This window comes from Pseudomonas sp. ASL3 (genome assembly GCF_056680425.1).
The window spans coordinates 1,852,295-1,869,585 of the sequence record NZ_CM155281.1; the positions used below are offsets into that span (position 1 = coordinate 1,852,295).

Here is a 17,291-nt window from a genome sequence, read left to right on the forward strand (position 1 = left end):
AGGAATGAGTCATGGTCGAACAACAATACTTTTCCAGCTCTCCATCAAATAACCGACCTCAAGTCGGTAGAGTGGTTGACGGGCCTTTAGCGGCCTCTATAGATAACGCTTTTGCAATCCATCTGCCTTCAGGTGCCGCGCGATGAGTTCCATTCATGAGCAGGCAATGAATTATGTTTATCAGCAAGTATTGCAGCGGTTGCTCAGTTACTTCACGCGTGCCGAACGAACGGCGCTGCAACTGCTGATCCAGCGTCTGATCGTGGCCGCTGGCGGTATTGAGCGGATCGGCAGCTACAAGGTGATGATTGCCTTCGGTGGCGGCAAGGACAGTGCCTATACCGTGGCCTTCATGCGTGCAGCGCAGTTGAGCATTGCCGGCAGGTCACCTGCGACCTTCAATCTGCGTATCGCCACCATGCGTCATGCGGGCATGACCTCTGCAGTGATGGGCAATATCCATCGCAGTTATTCGGCGCTGTTTCTCTATGACGACCCGCGCGTGGAGGTATTGATGGTCGACCAGAAGCAGGTCCGACCCTTTCGCTTCGACTTGCCGTTCTCGGCGGCGGGTCGCGAGCACAATCGTTCGGATATGTTATTGGCCGGTCACATGACTGCCGGCGATGGCCGGTCGACCTTTTGCAATAGCTGTTACCTGGGGTTGGCCGATTTCTTTGGCCGGGCCGCGTGCTGGGGGACCGGGATCGACGCAATGGTCAGCGGCGATTCACGCAAGGAGCAAAAACACTATGCAGCGTGGGTTATGCGCCTGGCCCAGGGTTTGGAACTCCCTGGGGCAGACTGGCGCAATCAGAGCTTCAATGGCGTGCTCAAGACCCTGAACGGCGTCGGTCATGCTTACTATCACGAACTGTATGAAGAGGGCGTCGAGCCTGCCGGTCGTATCCCCGCTTACCCGAACAAATCCATCGTCCCGGCGGTGATCACCATTTTCGATCTGGTCAGTTGCAAGGCGGATGATCACTGGTCCTTGCTGACCGAATTCCTTGGTTTCCAGTTCGATGACCTTGCGTTCAATTTCAGCGAGTCTGATTGTGCCAACCCGATGTTGATGGCCCATATGCGCGGCTTGCAGGCCCACTATGTGCGCGGTCGTAGCTACCAGGAAGGGATTGCCGAGTATCTGGTGCTCGCAAAGGCGCTGATGCGTAATAAACAAATGCCCGAACGCCTGATCGACCAGGCCATGGCGGCCTACGACACCACTGTAAAAATCGAAGCGCGCCGCGCCCTGTCGACGGCCTACGCCCAGGACGCGTTCGGCTTGAACGAAGCGCAATTGGTGTGCCTGTTATTCGCCCCGTTCGTGGACTCGGGCTACTTCCTGGAAGCGTTCCTGCGCCGTTGCCATCCCGGAATGCTGGTTGCACTGCCTGATCTGCACAAGGCATTGATGGGTTTGCAAGTCCCCGAACAAGTCATGCAATGGCTGATCGATATCAGTGGCTTGAACAAGGTCGGGTTGCAAAACCTTTACCGCAAAAAAAGGGTGGATTTCGCCGATCAGACGTCGCTGATCGCCAAGGTTCGTGCCAGCGATCCGGACAAGCGCCGCATCATGACTGTCGACCCCACAACGGGTGAGGCCATGGCTGAAATCGTATCTGGGCGCTGAGCGTAATCCTCATGCCCATGACTGTTGCCGGAGATTGATCGGCAACAGTCATGGGCCAGCCTCCCCTGGTCGGGAACAACGCCCGGCGGCACGCATGGATGGGTTACAGCTAATGAAAGACACCACCAATTTCGCGTATCAGGCGGTGTACCGCTATCTCAACCGCCTGATCGACGAAGTGCAAAGCGGTTCAACGACAAAGCTACCTTCATTGCGGCACTTGGCACAGCGTTTGAAAGTGTCCATATCGACCGTTCAGTACGCCTATTGCTTGCTGGAAAAAGAAGGCAAGGTCTGTTCCATACCCAAATCAGGTTATTTCACGTTGCCATGTCTCCCGCTGCCAGACCCCAGCGGCCAGATACCCGGCAATAGTGAGGACTTGCTCGAAACACTCTACGCCAATGCCCGACGCCCCGGCATGTTCGTGCTTAGTCATGATGAGCCGACGATGCTGTTGTCGCTGGAGAGTTCGTTGCTGATGCTCGAGCGCGAACTGATTCGTCATTACCCGCGTCAACCCAATCCGCGATTCCAGCCTTTTGGCGAACTTGAGCTGCGTACTGTCCTTGCCGCCCGGTACACCCGGTGTACACAGCATTACTGGCATCCGGACAACGTCTATGTCGGGGCGGATTTGCGCGGGGTGTTGAAAGTAGTCCTCGATGCACTGGCGCTTCGGGGCGGCACGGTACTGGTGGAGTCACCGTGTTCCTGGACGATCCTGCGCTTGCTGCAATCGTTTGATATCCGCGTGATCGAGATGCCGCTCGACAACGACGGTTGCGTTGACCTGTCCCGATTCGAGCAAACGCTGCGTGAGGAGGACATAGGCCTGGCTGTCCTGCCTTCGGTCGTGAGTGCGGCACAGGGCAGCTTGATGCCGTCGCAGAACCGCCAACAACTGGCTGATCTACTGAATCAAGGCGGAATCTGGGTTCTGGAAAATGACAGCCATGGCGAACTCTGCTTCGAGCCGTCGGCGAGTCGGTTGCGTGACTGGATCGATCCCGAACGGTTGTTGGTGTTTTCTGCTTTCGACAAGATCATCGGGCCCGAAGCGCCTTACGGGTATCTGCTGTGCAAGCATTTCAGTGCAGAGTTGCAACGGCATTTTCTGGTGCGCTCATTCTGCCTGCCACCCATTCGCCAGAAAGCCATCGCACGGCTCTACAGCTCCGGACGCATCGATCAGCACATTACCGGACTGCGTCGGCTGCTGGAGGATCGCATGCTGACATTGGCCGATCTGCTGCACGAGCGTACGAGGGAAAGCCTGCGCTTCAACCTGCCCAGTGGTGGCGCTGCGATCTGGGCCGAGTGCGTTCGACCGGTGGACATGCGCCGGGTGTTCGACCGTCTGCTAAAGCAACGGATTTTTATTGCTCCCGGTGAGATATTCAGTCTGCAAGGCCTGCATCAGCAAAACCTGTGGATCAGCTTCACCTTTGATTGGAATCAGGACATCGGCAGCGCACTGGACACGCTCGATGACGCGCTACGCCATGAGCGGTTGTAACTGGACATACCGCGTCAGTCGGACGCAATTCCGGTCCATTCGCGAAGAGATTCAACCAATTATTTTGCTATGCGCTGGTGAAGGTCCCAGGACTGGAACAGAATCTGCCTGAATTCATCATGGTCTGTACTTGCCATCATCTGGGCTGAAGCAAAAAACATGAAACCGATCGTCACCGTTTTATCAGCGCTCACTATTGCAATCGGCCTCCTCGGTTGTATCAGCCAGCCGATCGAAATGACGCCGCAGACTGCGCAGCGTTTGCGCTCGCAGCCCCCGATCCGTTTTCTGCTGACCTTTGACGACGGTCCAAGCGCGTCCGGGTTTGCCAATCCGACGCTCTCCGTTCTCGATGATCTTGCCCATAACCCGGTGCAACCGGGCATCAAGGCGGTCTTTTTCGTACAGACACGTGCGACAGGGGCGGGCGGCAGCGAACTGGGCCGGAAAATCATGCACCGTGAAAATGACGAAGGCCATGTGCTGGGCTTCCACACGGCCACGCCGGGGCATACCAATCATCGTTCTCTCAGCCCGGAAAAACTGGAACAGTCGCTCACCGAAGGCAGCGCGGACATTGCGGCGATCACAGGAGCAGCACCGACGTTGGTGCGCCCGCCATTCTGGAATTACGATAAGCGCACCTTCGCCGCGTATCAGCAGCATGGCATGCATGTTTTGTTGACCGATCTGAGCGCGAATGACGGCAAGATATGGGGCTACAATTTCAGTCTGCGCAGACGTTCCAACATGCTGAGGCAATTATCCGAGGTACGCGAGCGGATCGCCGCTGGAGAGCTGCCGGCGGTCGATGCCGCTATTCCGGTGGTGGTGACTTTTCACGACCTCAATCGCTACACATCCTGGCATATGCAGGAATACCTGCAGATCCTGCTCGACAGTGCGCGCGAGACGGGCCTGGCAACAGCCGCCAAGCCTTTTTACGACGATCGATCAGAGTTGCAGCGTGCCGTCATGGCCCGCACTGTCAGAGATAGTGCCGAGCCTGTCCATTTGCCTGGGGTCTGGAACTGGTTGTGGAATGGCAATTCGGATTAAGGTTTAAAACGTATGGCGGCAGGGTAAACATTGGCTCTATTGGCCTATTCGATGTCGTGCACGCGCACGCGCGGGTTAAATCTTTTAGAATTCAGGGGGTTGCCAAGGTCAATCTTCTTGTCCATAATGCCGCCCATCAGCTCAGGCGCTTGGGTTCAAGCGGCTTGTGGGATCAAAGGGTTGGGTCGTTAGCTTTGCTTGCGTTCCCGCTCCATTTTTTACGCGTTCAATGTCAGTTGTATCGATGTTGGACGTTTGGGGCCGAGTAGCAAAATGGTTATGCTGCGGATTGCAAATCCGCCTACGCCGGTTCGATTCCGACCTCGGCCTCCATCATTGAAAACCCCGCAGATTAACGTCTGCGGGGTTTTTTCTTGCCCGCCGAAAAGTGCGGGAGTTCCGAAACTTTTGGCCGAGAGTTCCGAAGCTTTTCTATTTTGAGGGTTTGGCGGTCGCTCCGATTCGCCGATAGACTCGCTCCGTGATCTCCTCTTTTGAGTGGCCCAGAAGACGGCTTGCATCGCTAAAGCGCGAACACAAAAAAACCGCTTTCGCGGCGCTGTGCGCCTAGTTATCCGGGCGACCAAACCCGATCGCTGAATTTGAAGCGGCGGGCGAAAGACAAGCCCCGATAGGTGGAACGTCAATAGCCTTGTCTGTTTATTTTTTGTGCATACGATTAAAGCCATGATCATCTATGACGAAACCAAGCGCCAATCCAATCTCGTCAAGCATGGGTTGGACCTGGCAGATGCCGGCCTGGTGTACGACGCGCCGAACAAGATTACGTTTTGCTCGCCTCGCCAGGATGAAGATCGACTATGGACGTGGCGATGGCTGAGGTTGTGGGCGTGGTTCTCGTGCTGGTGTACGTGGAGCGCGGCCAGGACGTTCGGGCTATCTCGCTACGTCGAGCATCGAAACAGGAGAGGAAACGCTATGCAAGCCTCCAGCAAGACTGATTGGGAGCGCGTTAAGCGCGAAGCCGCTGCCGACAAGCCGGTAAAGCATGGCGCCGATGAGCTTTACGATCTGAATGATCCGGTAGCCGTAGACGCTTTTTTCGACCAGGCAATAGTGCGCCGTCGTGGTGAGCGCGGCCCACAGAAGGCACCGGTTAAAGAGCGAGTTTCGTTACGACTGTCGCCCGAGGTGGTCGACTACTTCAAGGCAGGTGGCAGCGGCTGGCAAACACGGCATGATCAGGCGCTCAAAGAATATGTTACAGAGCACCCGCGCTGAATAAAGCGTAAGGCCTAAATAGAAAGCCCCGCGTGTGCGGGGCGAGTATGTTATAGGTCGGCTATCGAGGGCAGGCCAAGCCAATCGATCCAATTATTCATATCGTTCTTGACTACATCCTTGCTGGGTGTCGCCTTACTTAATTCTTTGGCACAGGATTCAACTGTTGAGCCCGCAACAAGGCAAGATCCTCCCTCGGGCATTTTGGTACCCATTACGTAGAGCATCAAAAACGTTTTCGCAACCTCATTGTTTTTGAAGTTGTGTTTTCCACCGTTGCGCAGCCAGTTGGCAAGTTTGTCCGTTTCGGTTTGTGCGAATTTTTGAGCTGCGCCCGCGAAGTCGGCGGCTTCGCACTGATCAGCATGAACCATGCCGACGACTGAGCCTTTAACTCGGCAATAGAGCTCTACTGGTTTTCCTTTTGAGAGCAAGCCTGCATAACTTCTAGAACTTTTCTGAAGTTCAGCTTGCACATCGAGGAACATGTTTACTCCAGGAAGAGTGATTACTACATCGTCAGCAAAGTCTTTTCGAATGTTTTTGACTTTACCCGTCAGGATGATTTTTTTATTTTTGTATGACTCATCTGCATTGTATTCGTTCTCCTCATAGTCCTTTGCAAGCTTGGCGCTGGATATTTTGCTAATGGGAGCAACTACCGACAGGCGGCTTAAAACCGCGTCACCACCCTGGATCGATGCCAAATAATCCTCTTCAAGCATGTATCGGACAAAATTGAATACTTCCGGCCTGACTGGTTCGGGCGGCTTCGGCTTTACGGCTTCGTACTGCGCGGCATTTAGCCCAAGCGATTGTGCTGCTTGATGGTCTTGTGTATTCGAAAAGCCTGCGTCGGAAGCTTCTTTCTTGGAGGTTCCGCCGATGGTGCTGATGCCGACATAGAACGCCACAAGAGCGACAGCGCCAGAGAGTCCGCCGTGTATTTTTTTGCCGGTAAATTTCGTAATTACGTCCCACATGGCGGGGCATATCAATGCGGTGCCAATCAGCATGATCACGCTGCCTGTGATGGACGTGCCAAATGTTGCGACAGTTATAAGCCCAAGCAGGGAGAAAAATACCCATCCCACGATTCTAGATAATTTCATGTTTCATCCTTGTTTGTTTTTGACGCCGCCAAAGTAAATAAGATCAATTCATTCTGTATGTAGGAAAACACTCGATTTCACGCAGGACCCATCCCCTTCGAACTTTCGCCGCCCGCCGATCGCGGGTTTTTTCGTCTGGAGAAAATCATGACCGTTACTGACCGCGACAAAGACGTACTCGCCCGGACCCTTTGGGGGGAGGCGCGTGGTGAAACCCTGGCTGGAATGATTGCCGTCGCTTGGACGATCCGTAACCGGGTGAACGACGGCAAGGACAAGTCCTGGTGGGGTGAAGGTTATGCCGGTGTGTGTCAGGCGCCGTATCAGTTCAGCTGTTGGAACAAGAAGGATCCTAACTTCCCGTTTCTCAGTGGCGTCAAGCCGATCCCGGCCGGCGAGTTCGCAATCGCTCAGCGCGCTGTATCGGCAGTGATCGAGGGCCGCGCTCTAGATCCAACTGGCGGTGCGACTCACTACTACGCCACGACCATGCCCAGGGCTCCGGCGTGGTCAGTGAAGGCCAAGCAGACCCTGAAGCTGGGGCATCACATTTTCTTTAAGGATGTGCAGTGAAATCCCTCTATATAAAGGCAGGCTCCATCCTGCTACTGATCACCCTGGCCTGCGGCGTACTGTTCGGCGCCTACCACCACGGCGAGACCCTGGCCAACGCCGAGTGGCAGGCGAAGTGGGATAAGCGCAATGCCGATGACGCCCAGACTCGCACTGATGCCGAGGCGGCCGCCCGAACCCTGGAACAACAACGCCAACAATCCGGAGAGAAGGTGCAGCGCGATGCAACTCAAAAACTTGAACAAGCGCGCGGCGATGCTGCTACTGCCAATGCTGCTGCTGACGGGCTGCGCCAGCGAGTGTCAGACCTCCTACTCGCCGCCAGTCACGCCGGCAGCGATCCCGCAGTTGCCGGATGCAGCTCGCCAGCAAGCAACCCCGGCAATCTGCTCGCCGTCTTGCTCGACAAATCTGTCCAGCGAAATCGGGAATTGGCAGCGGTCGCTGATACTGCCCGAGTGAATGGGCTGGCGTGTGAAGCTGCTTATGATGAATTGCGGGGCGGTTCGGCGGAATGAAAAAGCCCAGCGCTGGGCTCAATACCCGTTAGACAGGTAGTTTTTGCCTATCAACCTACGGCGAAAGCCAAGGGAAACGTCGCTATCTCCATGTCGGGATAAGCGGCATTATTCCTTAAGTGAACGGCATTGCGCTCAGTGGCGGGCTCATGGATCAGGTCAGGCAGGTCGTTGCGCATCAGTAGCTTAAAAGCTACAATCAGCCCATGAATGAAATTGCCCACTACCTGAGCGAAACAGGCAGGGATCTTTACCAGGAATGGCTGGATCGCCTAAAGGATAGAACTGCAAAGGCAAGGATCACCATGCGCATCAACCGCATGGCAGCTGGAGCCTTTGGTGATTGCAAGCCGGTTGGCGATGGCGTATGGGAGCTGCGCATAGATCAAGGCCCGGGCTATCGAGTCTATTACGCGCAGGCGGGCAAGCAATTGGTCTTGTTGTTACTGGGCGGCGACAAGCGCCAGCAGCAAGCTGATATCGAAAAAGCCATAGAGTGCTGGAGCGACTACCAGCGGAGAAAGCCATGAACAGATCACGCAGCCACGATCAGAGCGTTATCGATATGATCCGCAACGACCCGGAGTTTGCCGTGGAGTATCTGCGGGTAGCATTTGAGGAGCTGGACGAGGAGGGTGGCGAGGTTGCCTTTCTAGGCGCTCTGCGTCATGTGGTAGAGGCGCGTGGTGGCATGGCCGAGATTGCCGAGAAGGCAGGCTTGTCGCGCGAAAGCCTTTACCGTGCACTCTCTCCAAAGGGCAACCCAACGCTGCGTACGATGCGCCAGGTCGTACATGCTACCGGCCTGACGTTTGCTGCTATTGCCTGATGCGATGCGCGGATACGAAAAGCCCGGCGCTGGGCCGGGCTTGGGTGAGCATAAATCTGTTTAGGCGTTAGAAGTGTCCCAGTCAAACCATTGGGCAGAGGTACGCTTAAACCACCCGAGCTTACTCACATACTGATCTGCCTGGTCTTTTGGGTACGTGGACCTTATGACATCATTCCTCGCAAGTACCTCTAACGCAGGGAGGGTCGGCGGCTCATCAGCCTCAATTCGGCGTATCCGACTTTTGTATTGGCGAATCTTCGACGTCAAGGTCTGTTGATCCTCAGCAAGCATCTCAGCCTCAATGTCCAGATAGCGCTTACGGAGATCATTGTGTAGCCATGCTCGCTGACCCGTGCCAACTACCAGGTCGATCGCCGAAGCCAAGGTCACGACAAGAGCCGCGCCGCCTACAAAATATGAATTTGAGCTGGCGACTAGAGATGTAACCGCAGCCGATCCGAAAATGACGCCAACAAAAGCAGTAAACCTACCCCAGCGAAGAAAAAAAGCTCCTCTTCGCATGTGATAACGAATATTGCGCTGAACGTAAAATCCTAACTCATGGACTTCAGTTTCTTGCTTGTCGGCTTCATTCATATCAAGGATCTCGACGAGGCAGCGGCGGAATAGGTCGGCTTTCCGAGATGGCACCCCCTCGACCGTGATCCTTTGTAGGCCAGCCATCTTGAGCAGGCCTTTGATTCGGAGTCGGGGCAGGTTGCGGGGTGGGGCGCGGAGGGGTTTTTGGCTTATCAGTCATTCGAGTGTAATTCCATTTTTGAATAGTCGCTGCTCGCCATTTGGCAGTTGCCATCGGCGTACATACCTACAAATCCCAGCCGTCCCACTTATTTGGGAGCGCCCCGACTGATGCGTCCGGCCATCACCTCATCCGAATAAGCCTTGAGCTTGTCCTCGGTCTCTAAGTAGCTCAGTGCAATTCTCATGAGCTCTTCAGCTCCAAGCTCATCGCCAGACCTCATCAGTCTCTTTGCCGCCCTGAACAAATCAAGGGACGACTTGTGCAGGACAAAGGACGCCGCCGTCAGATCGCACCTGAGTTGATGATTCGGTTCGGTGAGTGACATAGTTATCTCCCTACAAATCCCCGCCGCGCCAGATCACCCCGGGGCTCACGCCGCCTTCGCAAAACGTGTCGCGTGCCGAAATATAAGGCAAATCGCCATGGTCGGGTAGTCGCGCCGGCATCATTGCAGGCCAAGCAGCCCTGAGAGCGCTTCAAGAATACGCACTCCTGTGCCGACAGAGTTGAATAGGGTACGTGACGATGTTCTGATACGGTCTAAATATCATTGTGCCATCAATTTTGTCGAGGAGAGCAAGGATGAAGGTGATTTCGTTGTGTTTGCTAATGGTGACTCCCATTGTAGTTGGCCCGATTGTATATCGGATGATGGAGTCGGAGCCTCAGCTTGAGGCAGATGTATTTGCTTGCTATGAAAAAGATGCTCGAGATATGCACGGCTGTGCCGGCGATGTTGATCAACGGGCCAAAGCGCTAAACGCCTATGCCAAGGTAATTGGCTCGACTATTTCCAGATAAGTAATCTACTCGGTGATCGGTGCGGAGGACCGCATGAAGTGGGGATTATGTTAGGTCGGCAGGACGCCGGAGAGGGAGTTTCTTGGGCCAATTTTTGGGCCAATGGGTGCTTTTTACTGCATGCCAGAGAGAGCTGGGGAGGGGTTTGGCCCAGCAAAATAGGCCCTTGAGCATGCTGCCATCTGCGAAATTAATCGCATGGTGATGTTAGCTGTGGAGATCAATTACCTTACCTTTCAATAGCTTAGGATTGACTGGATTTCTCTGGTACCCATTGAGTACCTAAATCGAGCTTGTTCAGCTCGTCCCAGTCAGAGCTTGAGTTGATCCAGCGCGCATAGGTCGACAGCAACATTTGGACGCTGTGGCCAAGCTGCTGAGAGATGAATGCGGGATTCATGCCGGACATTGAGCATATTGTCGCATAGGTGTGACGACAGTTGTATGGCGGCCGTTAGCGGATTTTCAGCTCGGTGAGCGTTGGCCCCCATTACGAGGAAACGTTACCAGTCGCGGTTACGCTCATTGCGCTCAGGAAGAATGCGCACAATTGAGACCGTTTCGTGAGCGACATGGTAAGCGACGATGAAGGGGTGACGGGTTAAAACCAGTTCGCGGACGTCAGGCGCCTGAGAGGGGCGGCCCATTCCCTTGAAGGTTTTCAGCTGTTCGATGGATTCAAAAATGTCCGCGATAACAGAGTCAGCTCTTCGGCTGCCTGAGTGCGATGCATAGTGTTCATGAATCGCCTCCAGGTCGCTTTGTGCTTTTTCAGTCAGTTCGATTTGCGGCACGCTTTACCCACTTGGCTTTGACGGCTTCCAGATCAGTCATCCTGCCAGCCTCGACATCAGCCATACCTTCGGCGATGGCTTTGACGTGCCAGGATTCAGACTCAACATAACGAGCCAATGCGCGTTTGAGATGATATTGACGATCACGATCAGTAGCCAGGGCCAGTTGATCAAGCTTTTCTACCAACACATCCTCAACGCGGAATGACAAAACAGGCGAAGCCATAATATCTTCCTCAGGTGATGCCGTATACGTTGTATACGATAAGGTGAAATGTATACCAAGCGCTGATTATAATGCAAACATCTGGTGTAATAGATGGGGAGTATTTGGCAGTTTTTAGTCACTCAACTCGCATTCGCTTTCCACTTATCCATGACCGCTTTTACTTCGCCATCCGTGGCAAAGTCCCCGGCATCGGCTTCTTCGACGGCACACTGCAGGTCGGCAATTTGCCAGGTTTCGCGGGTCAAATACTCTTGCAACGCACTGATGGCGAGGAATGACTTTGTGCGCCCGGTGGCTTTAGCAAGGCTGGTGAGGGTGTCTGCCATTTCGTCAGGCAGACGCAGAGACATAACGGACATCGAGACCCCCTGTGTAGTGTTGTGTATTGCACATACTACGTATGTCATACCCTCAAATGCGTTAGCAGGTTGTTGCGAATCATTTCGATGTCTGCATGGGGCCAAGCCTAAAACCTGCTGTACCCGGTATTTGACAGTCTGCTATTACTTTGCGAGAGCGGATAAATCTATAAAGTTAACCCTTTGGTCAACTATATTCTGTCTATCTGCCCTGCGCATTGCCAGGAAGGGTTTCTGTATGACCTAAGGTTGTCCAGTACATAACCGTCCAGAGGACACTCCATGTCCAACCGTGATATATCCCGGCGCTCCTTCCTTCAGGGCGGGTTGATTGCTGGTGTCAGTGAAAGCCATTCGTGCCGACCGCATTTACGAGGGGTATGACCAGTCCTTGTTGGGTGCAGAGTTACAGCCCGATCGCATCGTCACCGCCGAAGATCTGGACAAGGACGGTATCGTCTTCCCGCCAGATCACGCGCCCGATCCGCTGCTGCCAACCGGCAAAGTGCCGATGTTCATTGGGCATCCAGTCGCGATCCTGATCTGGAACGATTTTGAGCGCTTCCGTCAGGCCAAGGCGAGGCTCAAGTTCAATGACAAGGCCATCCGCTACGGTGCCAAGGTGGCGTACTACGAGCGTGACCCTTACGGTAGCTTCCGCTATGTGCGGGTCGCAGGCCCGACCTCGGCAGACGAGGACGAGTTCGCCAGCCTGAAAGACTCAATCCTTTTCCCGATGATCCGCGAGCGTCGTCCGGTATGGAACGCCCAGCCCAACCTGCATGGCAATCTGACGGAGCGCAGCCTGTTTTATGCTGATCGTATGAAGCAGCAACTGGAAAACCCGCCAGAGGGTTGGCTGGTCTTCGATGAGCGCTACAAAACGCCGTCCGTCGAGCCCGCAGCGCGGTCAAATATGGCGACGGCGCACCGAGCGTGAAGAAGGCGCAAATGAATAGCGCCGGTTTCCTTGCGCCTCGAAGACCCGCGCAACCTGTTGTGGGTGATCGAGGATGGCATTGGCGAGCAAAAGTTCGCCGGTTTCGAACGCATGCAGCCGATGCCGGGCTTCGCCGACAAGCTCAGCAACCAGCAACTGGCCGATCTGCTCAACTACCTGCGCCAGACCTGGGGCGGTCAACCGGGCGAGTTGGCGATCAGCCAGGTGGAGTAATTGAAGGCCGATGTTCCGGCTGAGCGCAAGGCGCACTGATATGCAGTGAAACGCGCACTTCTGAAGCACGCCCGCCCTCGATTGGGGCCTTGGTACCCAGCCCTGTGGCGAACGGTAGCGGGCTCTTTCTCGGGGCCTCAGCCCCCGAAAAACATTCTTCCCGCGCTACCTTATTGATCCCAAACACTTTTCCCCGCGCGTTTTTTCCTGCTGGGTTCTATGGCACACTTTCTGCTCTCTATTCCGTTGTTACATACCTTGTTCCGCTATAGCGGAATTTAAATCACGGCGGAGTTCATGTCATGCATCGCGGACCTTCCTTTTTGAAAGCTTGTGCGTTTGTTCTTGCGGCTACGGCCACGCTGGTTAATTCGGTGCAGGCGGCGGACGCCAGCAAGCTCGACAGTGTGTTGAAGCGTGGTCATCTGGTAGTGGGTACGGGCAGCACCAATGCGCCTTGGCATTTCAAGGGTGCGGACGGGAAGTTGCAGGGCTTCGATATCGACATTGCTCGTCTGGTCGCCAAGGGGTTGTTCAATGACCCGAGCAAGGTCGAGTTCGTGGAGCAGTCTTCCGATGCGCGGATTCCCAACCTGCTCACCGACAAGGTCGACATGAGCTGCCAGTTCATCACCGTTACCGCCAGCCGCGCTCAGCAAGTGGCGTTCACGCTGCCGTACTACCGCGAGGGCGTGGCGCTGTTGCTGCCGACCAACAGCAAGTACAAGGAAATCGACGATTTGAGAGCAGCAGGCGATGGCGTGACCGTGGCCGTGTTGCAGAACGTATACGCCGAAGAACTGGTGCATCAGGCGTTGCCAAAAGCCAAGGTCGATCAGTACGACAGCGTTGACTTGATGTATCAGGCCATCAACTCCGGCCGCGCCGATGCCGCCGCTACCGATCAGTCCTCGGTGAAATACCTGATGGTGCAGAACCCTGGCCGCTATCGCACCCCGGCTTTCGCCTGGAGCCCGCAGACTTATGCTTGTGCGGTCAAACGTGGCGATCAGGACTGGCTGAACTTCGTCAATACCGTGTTGCATGAAGCCATGACCGGCGTCGAGTTCCCGACCTATGCCGCGTCGTTCAAACAATGGTTCGGTGTAGATCTGCCGACCCCTGAAATTGGTTTCCCTGTCGAATTTAAATGACTCGGTGAGAGCGGGGCAGTGTTGTGGCTGCCCTGTTCAAGGTACTGCTGACCATGAACTATCAGTTGAATTTTGCAGCGGTCTGGCGTGATTTTCCCAGCTTGCTGGCGGGCTTGGGTTTGGGCCTGGAGCTGGCGCTGATCTCGATCGCGATTGGGTGTGTGATCGGCCTGATGGCGGCGTTCGCGCTGCTGTCGAAACACCGTGCGTTGCGGGCCATCGCCTCGGTGTACGTGACCGTGATTCGCAATACGCCGATTCTGGTGTTGATCCTGTTGATCTACTTTGCGCTGCCCAGTGTGGGGATTCGCATGGACAAGCTGCCCTCGTTCATCGTCACCCTGTCGTTGTACGCCGGGGCGTATTTGACCGAAGTGTTCCGTGCCGGGTTGTTGAGTATCCCCAAGGGCCAGCGCGAAGCCGGGTTGGCCATCGGCCTGAGCGAATGGCAGGTGCGCGCGTACATCATCGTGCCGGTGATGCTGCGCAACGTGCTGCCGGCGCTGTCCAACAACTTTATCTCGCTGTTCAAGGACACCTCGCTGGCGGCGGCGATTGCCGTGCCAGAGCTGACCTATTACGCCCGCAAGATCAACGTCGAAAGCTACCGGGTGATTGAAACCTGGCTGGTGACCACGGCGCTGTATGTCGCGGCCTGTTATCTCATTGCCATGCTCTTGCGCCACCTCGAGCAGCGCTTGGCGATCCGACGCTAGGAGGTTTGATATGTACGAATCCCATAGCTGGCTGCAAGAGTTGTGGATTGCCCGCGAAACGTTATTGTCGGGATTTTTGACCAGCATTCAGTGCTCGGTGCTGGCGATTATCTGCGGCACTCTGCTCGGCATGGTTGCAGGCCTGGTGCTGACCTACGGCAAACTCTGGGGCCGTCTGCCGTTTCGGGTCTATGTCGACCTGATTCGCGGCACACCGGTGTTTGTGCTGGTCTTGGCCTGCTTTTATATGGCCCCGGCACTGGGCTGGCAGATCAGCGCGTTTCAAGCCGGCGCGCTGGGGCTGACACTGTTTTGCGGTTCGCACGTGGCGGAAATCGTGCGCGGCGCCCTGCAGGCCATTCCGCGTGGCCAGCTTGAAGCGAGCAAGGCCATCGGCCTGACGTTCGGGCAGTCTCTGGGCTATGTGCTGTTACCTCAAGCGCTGCGGCAGATTTTGCCGACCTGGGTCAATTCCTCCACCGAAATCGTCAAGGCCTCGACCTTGTTATCGGTGATCGGCGTGGCCGAATTGCTGCTCAGCACGCAACAGGTGATCGCCCGGACCTTTATGACCCTGGAGTTTTACCTGTTCGCCGGTTTTCTCTTTTTCATCATCAACTACGCCATCGAGCTTCTTGGACGGCAAATCGAAAAACGGGTGGCCTTGCCATGACACAGACTCAAACTGCTACCGCCGTCCCGGCTTTGCTGAGCATCGAAGGGCTGCACAAATCATACGGCCCCGTCGAGGTGCTCAAAGGTGTCGATCTGAGCATGCAGCGCGGCAACGTCGTGACCCTGATCGGCTCCAGTGGCTCGGGCAAGACCACGTTGCTGCGCTGCGTCAATCTGCTGGAAGAGTTTCAGGGCGGGCATATCCGTCTCGATGGCCAGGACATCGGTTACAGCGATATCAATGGCAAACGTGTCCGCCACCCGGAAAAAGTCATCGCACAGCATCGGGCCATGACCGGTATGGCGTTCCAACAGTTCAACCTGTTTCCGCACCTCAGCGCCTTGCAGAACGTCACCCTGGGTCTGCTGAAAGTGAAAAAGCTACCCAAGGATCAGGCCGTGGCGCTGGCCGAGAAATGGCTGGAGCGGGTGGGTTTGTTGGACCGACGCAATCACTTTCCGGGGCAGTTGTCCGGTGGTCAGCAACAGCGTGTGGCGATTGCCCGTGCCATTGCGATGAACCCGAGCCTGATGCTGTTCGACGAAGTGACGTCCGCGCTGGACCCGGAACTGGTTGGCGAAGTGCTGAGCGTGATCAAGGGCCTGGCCGAAGAGGGCATGACCATGCTGTTGGTCACCCATGAGATGCGTTTTGCTTATGAAGTGTCCGATCAGATCGTATTCATGAACCAGGGCCGCATCGAAGAGCAAGGCCCGCCCAAGGAGCTGTTCGAGCGGCCGAAGTCGGCGCGTTTGGGCGAGTTTCTCAAAAGCATTCGCTTCTAGTCATTTGGAGGCAGTCATCAAGCGACGTGTTTAGATCAATCCATTTGCTTCAGTTTTTTCAGATAAATAACAGGAGATACCCATGAGCATTACTCGTTATGGCACCGGTGGCGTCGCCGGCGGTGGCCAACCTCGTCCTTTCGCCCGCGCAGTCGAAGCCGATGGCTGGCTGTATGTGTCCGGCCAGGTACCGATGGAAGACGGCGAGATCATCAACGGCGGGATCGTCGAACAGACCCACAAAACCATGCAGAACCTGATCGCCATCCTCACTGAGGCCGGCTATGGCCTGGAAGATGTAGTGCGCGCAGGCGTATGGCTGGAAGACCCGCGGGACTTCTGGAGTTTCAACAAGGTGTTTTCTGAATACTTCGCCAGCGAGCACGCGCCGGCCCGGGCCTGTGTGCAGGCCAACATGATGGTCGATTGCAAGGTCGAGATCGATTGCGTCGCTTATAAGAAGCCAAAGGCCTGACAGCTCACGCGGTGATCGTTCCTGCGCAGAACGTGGGAACGATCGGTACACAGCGTTAAACTGCGCGGCATTCTTCCAGATAGCTTAATGGGTAGTGCGAACATGACCGAAGACTCCATCAAACGCCGGGCCAGAGGCCTGGACCGGGCGTTCGATATCCTCGACTTTCTCAAGGAGAAAGGTACGCCGCTGCGCCCCAATGAAATCGCCAGCGGCATCGGCAGCCCGAAATCGACGGTCTACGAGTTGGTCAGCTCGCTGCTCGAACGGCGGATTCTGGAGACGGTCGGCAAGGAAGGGCATGTCTATCTGGGGCGGCAGTTGTATTTTCTGGGCCAGGCCCACCTGCGGCATTTCGACTTTACCCGTGAAGCCGAGGCTTCCCTCTCTGAAATCGTTAGCCAGACCCGTGAAACCGCGCAAATGTGCCTGCTCAACGGGCGCAAATACACGGTGGCGCTGATGAAGGAAGGCGAGCGGCATTTTCGGATTTCTTCCGATATCGGCGAGAATGCACCGATTCCATGGACCGCCTCCGGTCGCCTGTTGCTCAGCCATCTGAGCGATCAGGAAATCATCGATTTGATCGACCCCGAGGACTACATCCTGCCGGGCGGCGAGCGCCTGCCGCTGGAAACGTTTCTGCGGGAGATCCGCAAGGCCGGCGAAGAAGGCTTTTTTTCTTTCGACAGCGTGGCCGATACTTTCACTCATTGCTTCGCCGCACCGGTCAAGGACGAGCGGGGCATCTGCGTGGCTACCCTGTGCATCGTCGCCCCGCGTGCCGACGCCAAGAACAATTACAGCGACTACCGTCGGGTGCTGATCGACTGCGCCGACCGACTTGCCCGCAGAGTCAACGAATAGCACG

The 17,291-nt window shown here is 55.6% G+C and carries 21 protein-coding genes, 1 tRNA gene and 3 pseudogenes; 18 read left to right on the forward strand and 7 right to left on the reverse strand.

The window, feature by feature from the left end; all coding sequences use genetic code 11:
- The first annotated feature begins 142 nt into the window (after positions 1-142).
- From AC1MEE_RS08385 to AC1MEE_RS08405, 5 genes are all read left to right on the forward strand, one after another.
- The gene (locus tag AC1MEE_RS08385; protein WP_480414872.1) at positions 143-1,639 is read left to right on the forward strand and encodes a hypothetical protein; all 1,497 of its coding nucleotides are present in this window, start codon (positions 143-145) and stop codon (positions 1,637-1,639) included.
- Positions 1,640-1,751: 112 nt separating this feature from the next.
- The gene (locus tag AC1MEE_RS08390) at positions 1,752-3,158 is read left to right on the forward strand and encodes an aminotransferase-like domain-containing protein (RefSeq protein ID WP_480414873.1); all 1,407 of its coding nucleotides are present in this window, start codon (positions 1,752-1,754) and stop codon (positions 3,156-3,158) included.
- A 159-nt stretch (positions 3,159-3,317) separates the two neighbouring features.
- Positions 3,318-4,217, forward strand: coding sequence for a polysaccharide deacetylase family protein (locus tag AC1MEE_RS08395; protein WP_480414874.1), 900 nt, complete (start codon positions 3,318-3,320; stop codon positions 4,215-4,217).
- A 259-nt stretch (positions 4,218-4,476) separates the two neighbouring features.
- Positions 4,477-4,550 (forward strand) — tRNA-Cys (locus tag AC1MEE_RS08400).
- Positions 4,551-4,904: 354 nt separating this feature from the next.
- Entirely contained in the window at positions 4,905-5,459 is a 555-nt protein-coding gene (locus AC1MEE_RS08405; RefSeq protein ID WP_480414875.1) for a BrnA antitoxin family protein, read from the forward strand.
- 50 nt (positions 5,460-5,509) lie between these two features.
- Here the strand turns inward: AC1MEE_RS08405 and AC1MEE_RS08410 are convergent, their stop codons facing one another.
- Positions 5,510-6,571 (reverse strand): OB-fold protein, encoded by a 1,062-nt coding sequence (locus AC1MEE_RS08410; RefSeq protein WP_480414876.1) that lies wholly within the window; start codon positions 6,569-6,571, stop codon positions 5,510-5,512.
- A 147-nt stretch (positions 6,572-6,718) separates the two neighbouring features.
- Here AC1MEE_RS08410 and AC1MEE_RS08415 point away from each other — a divergent pair, with 147 nt between their 5' ends.
- The 4 genes from AC1MEE_RS08415 to AC1MEE_RS08430 all read left to right on the forward strand — a co-directional run bounded on the left by AC1MEE_RS08415 (position 6,719) and on the right by AC1MEE_RS08430 (position 8,491).
- A complete protein-coding gene (locus AC1MEE_RS08415) occupies positions 6,719-7,144 on the forward strand; it encodes a cell wall hydrolase (protein WP_480414878.1) in 426 nt (141 codons plus the stop codon).
- Positions 7,141-7,662, forward strand: a complete 522-nt coding sequence (locus AC1MEE_RS08420) for a DUF2514 domain-containing protein (protein ID WP_480414879.1) — start codon at positions 7,141-7,143, stop codon at positions 7,660-7,662. Before AC1MEE_RS08415 ends, AC1MEE_RS08420 begins: the two co-directional genes overlap by 4 nt.
- Before the next feature lie 206 nt (positions 7,663-7,868).
- Complete coding sequence (locus AC1MEE_RS08425) at positions 7,869-8,192, forward strand: type II toxin-antitoxin system RelE/ParE family toxin (RefSeq protein ID WP_480414880.1); 324 nt, start codon at positions 7,869-7,871, stop codon at positions 8,190-8,192.
- The gene (locus AC1MEE_RS08430; protein WP_480414881.1) at positions 8,189-8,491 is read left to right on the forward strand and encodes an addiction module antidote protein; all 303 of its coding nucleotides are present in this window, start codon (positions 8,189-8,191) and stop codon (positions 8,489-8,491) included. Before AC1MEE_RS08425 ends, AC1MEE_RS08430 begins: the two co-directional genes overlap by 4 nt.
- Positions 8,492-8,551: 60 nt before the next feature.
- Here AC1MEE_RS08430 and AC1MEE_RS08435 read toward each other — a convergent pair whose 3' ends face one another.
- On the reverse strand, positions 8,552-9,091 hold the full coding sequence (locus tag AC1MEE_RS08435) for a hypothetical protein (protein WP_480414882.1): 540 nt from the start codon (positions 9,089-9,091) through the stop codon (positions 8,552-8,554).
- Positions 9,092-9,342: 251 nt separating this feature from the next.
- Positions 9,343-9,582 carry a hypothetical protein gene (locus AC1MEE_RS08440; RefSeq protein WP_480414883.1) on the reverse strand — a complete coding sequence of 80 codons (240 nt, stop codon included), beginning with the start codon at positions 9,580-9,582 and terminating at the stop codon, positions 9,343-9,345.
- A gap of 257 nt (positions 9,583-9,839) precedes the next feature.
- On the opposite strand from AC1MEE_RS08440, the gene AC1MEE_RS08445 reads away from it, so the two are divergent.
- Complete coding sequence (locus AC1MEE_RS08445; protein ID WP_480414884.1) at positions 9,840-10,058, forward strand: hypothetical protein; 219 nt, start codon at positions 9,840-9,842, stop codon at positions 10,056-10,058.
- A 244-nt stretch (positions 10,059-10,302) separates the two neighbouring features.
- Here AC1MEE_RS08445 and AC1MEE_RS08450 read toward each other — a convergent pair.
- The 4 genes and pseudogenes from AC1MEE_RS08450 to AC1MEE_RS08465 all read right to left on the reverse strand — a co-directional run.
- Positions 10,303-10,548 (reverse strand): annotated as a pseudogene (locus tag AC1MEE_RS08450) (site-specific integrase); the annotation flags it as partial.
- 13 nt (positions 10,549-10,561) lie between these two features.
- Positions 10,562-10,852 carry a type II toxin-antitoxin system RelE/ParE family toxin gene (locus AC1MEE_RS08455; protein WP_480414885.1) on the reverse strand — a complete coding sequence of 97 codons (291 nt, stop codon included), beginning with the start codon at positions 10,850-10,852 and terminating at the stop codon, positions 10,562-10,564.
- Positions 10,830-11,078 (reverse strand): CopG family ribbon-helix-helix protein, encoded by a 249-nt coding sequence (locus AC1MEE_RS08460; protein WP_480414886.1) that lies wholly within the window; start codon positions 11,076-11,078, stop codon positions 10,830-10,832. The genes AC1MEE_RS08455 and AC1MEE_RS08460 overlap by 23 nt, the downstream gene beginning before the upstream one ends.
- Positions 11,079-11,200: 122 nt before the next feature.
- On the reverse strand, positions 11,201-11,440 hold the full coding sequence (locus AC1MEE_RS08465) for a CopG family ribbon-helix-helix protein (protein ID WP_480414887.1): 240 nt from the start codon (positions 11,438-11,440) through the stop codon (positions 11,201-11,203).
- Between the two features lie 343 nt (positions 11,441-11,783).
- Here AC1MEE_RS08465 and AC1MEE_RS08470 point away from each other — a divergent pair.
- The 8 genes and pseudogenes from AC1MEE_RS08470 to AC1MEE_RS08505 form a co-directional block, all read left to right on the forward strand.
- Positions 11,784-12,347: pseudogene (locus AC1MEE_RS08470) on the forward strand (xanthine dehydrogenase family protein molybdopterin-binding subunit); the annotation flags it as partial.
- A 60-nt stretch (positions 12,348-12,407) separates the two neighbouring features.
- Positions 12,408-12,614 (forward strand): annotated as a pseudogene (locus AC1MEE_RS08475) (c-type cytochrome); the annotation flags it as partial.
- Positions 12,615-12,916: 302 nt separating this feature from the next.
- Positions 12,917-13,768 carry a transporter substrate-binding domain-containing protein gene (locus AC1MEE_RS08480; RefSeq protein ID WP_480414888.1) on the forward strand — a complete coding sequence of 284 codons (852 nt, stop codon included), beginning with the start codon at positions 12,917-12,919 and terminating at the stop codon, positions 13,766-13,768.
- A gap of 53 nt (positions 13,769-13,821) precedes the next feature.
- On the forward strand, positions 13,822-14,484 hold the full coding sequence (locus tag AC1MEE_RS08485; protein WP_480416186.1) for an amino acid ABC transporter permease: 663 nt from the start codon (positions 13,822-13,824) through the stop codon (positions 14,482-14,484).
- 10 nt (positions 14,485-14,494) lie between these two features.
- Positions 14,495-15,157 carry an amino acid ABC transporter permease gene (locus AC1MEE_RS08490; protein ID WP_480414889.1) on the forward strand — a complete coding sequence of 221 codons (663 nt, stop codon included), beginning with the start codon at positions 14,495-14,497 and terminating at the stop codon, positions 15,155-15,157.
- Positions 15,154-15,945 carry an amino acid ABC transporter ATP-binding protein gene (locus AC1MEE_RS08495; protein WP_480414890.1) on the forward strand — a complete coding sequence of 264 codons (792 nt, stop codon included), beginning with the start codon at positions 15,154-15,156 and terminating at the stop codon, positions 15,943-15,945. Before AC1MEE_RS08490 ends, AC1MEE_RS08495 begins: the two co-directional genes overlap by 4 nt.
- An 82-nt stretch (positions 15,946-16,027) precedes the next feature.
- Entirely contained in the window at positions 16,028-16,420 is a 393-nt protein-coding gene (locus tag AC1MEE_RS08500) for a RidA family protein (RefSeq protein ID WP_480414891.1), read from the forward strand.
- A 102-nt stretch (positions 16,421-16,522) separates the two neighbouring features.
- Positions 16,523-17,287, forward strand: coding sequence for an IclR family transcriptional regulator (locus AC1MEE_RS08505; protein ID WP_480414892.1), 765 nt, complete (start codon positions 16,523-16,525; stop codon positions 17,285-17,287).
- The last annotated feature ends 4 nt before the right edge of the window (positions 17,288-17,291 follow it).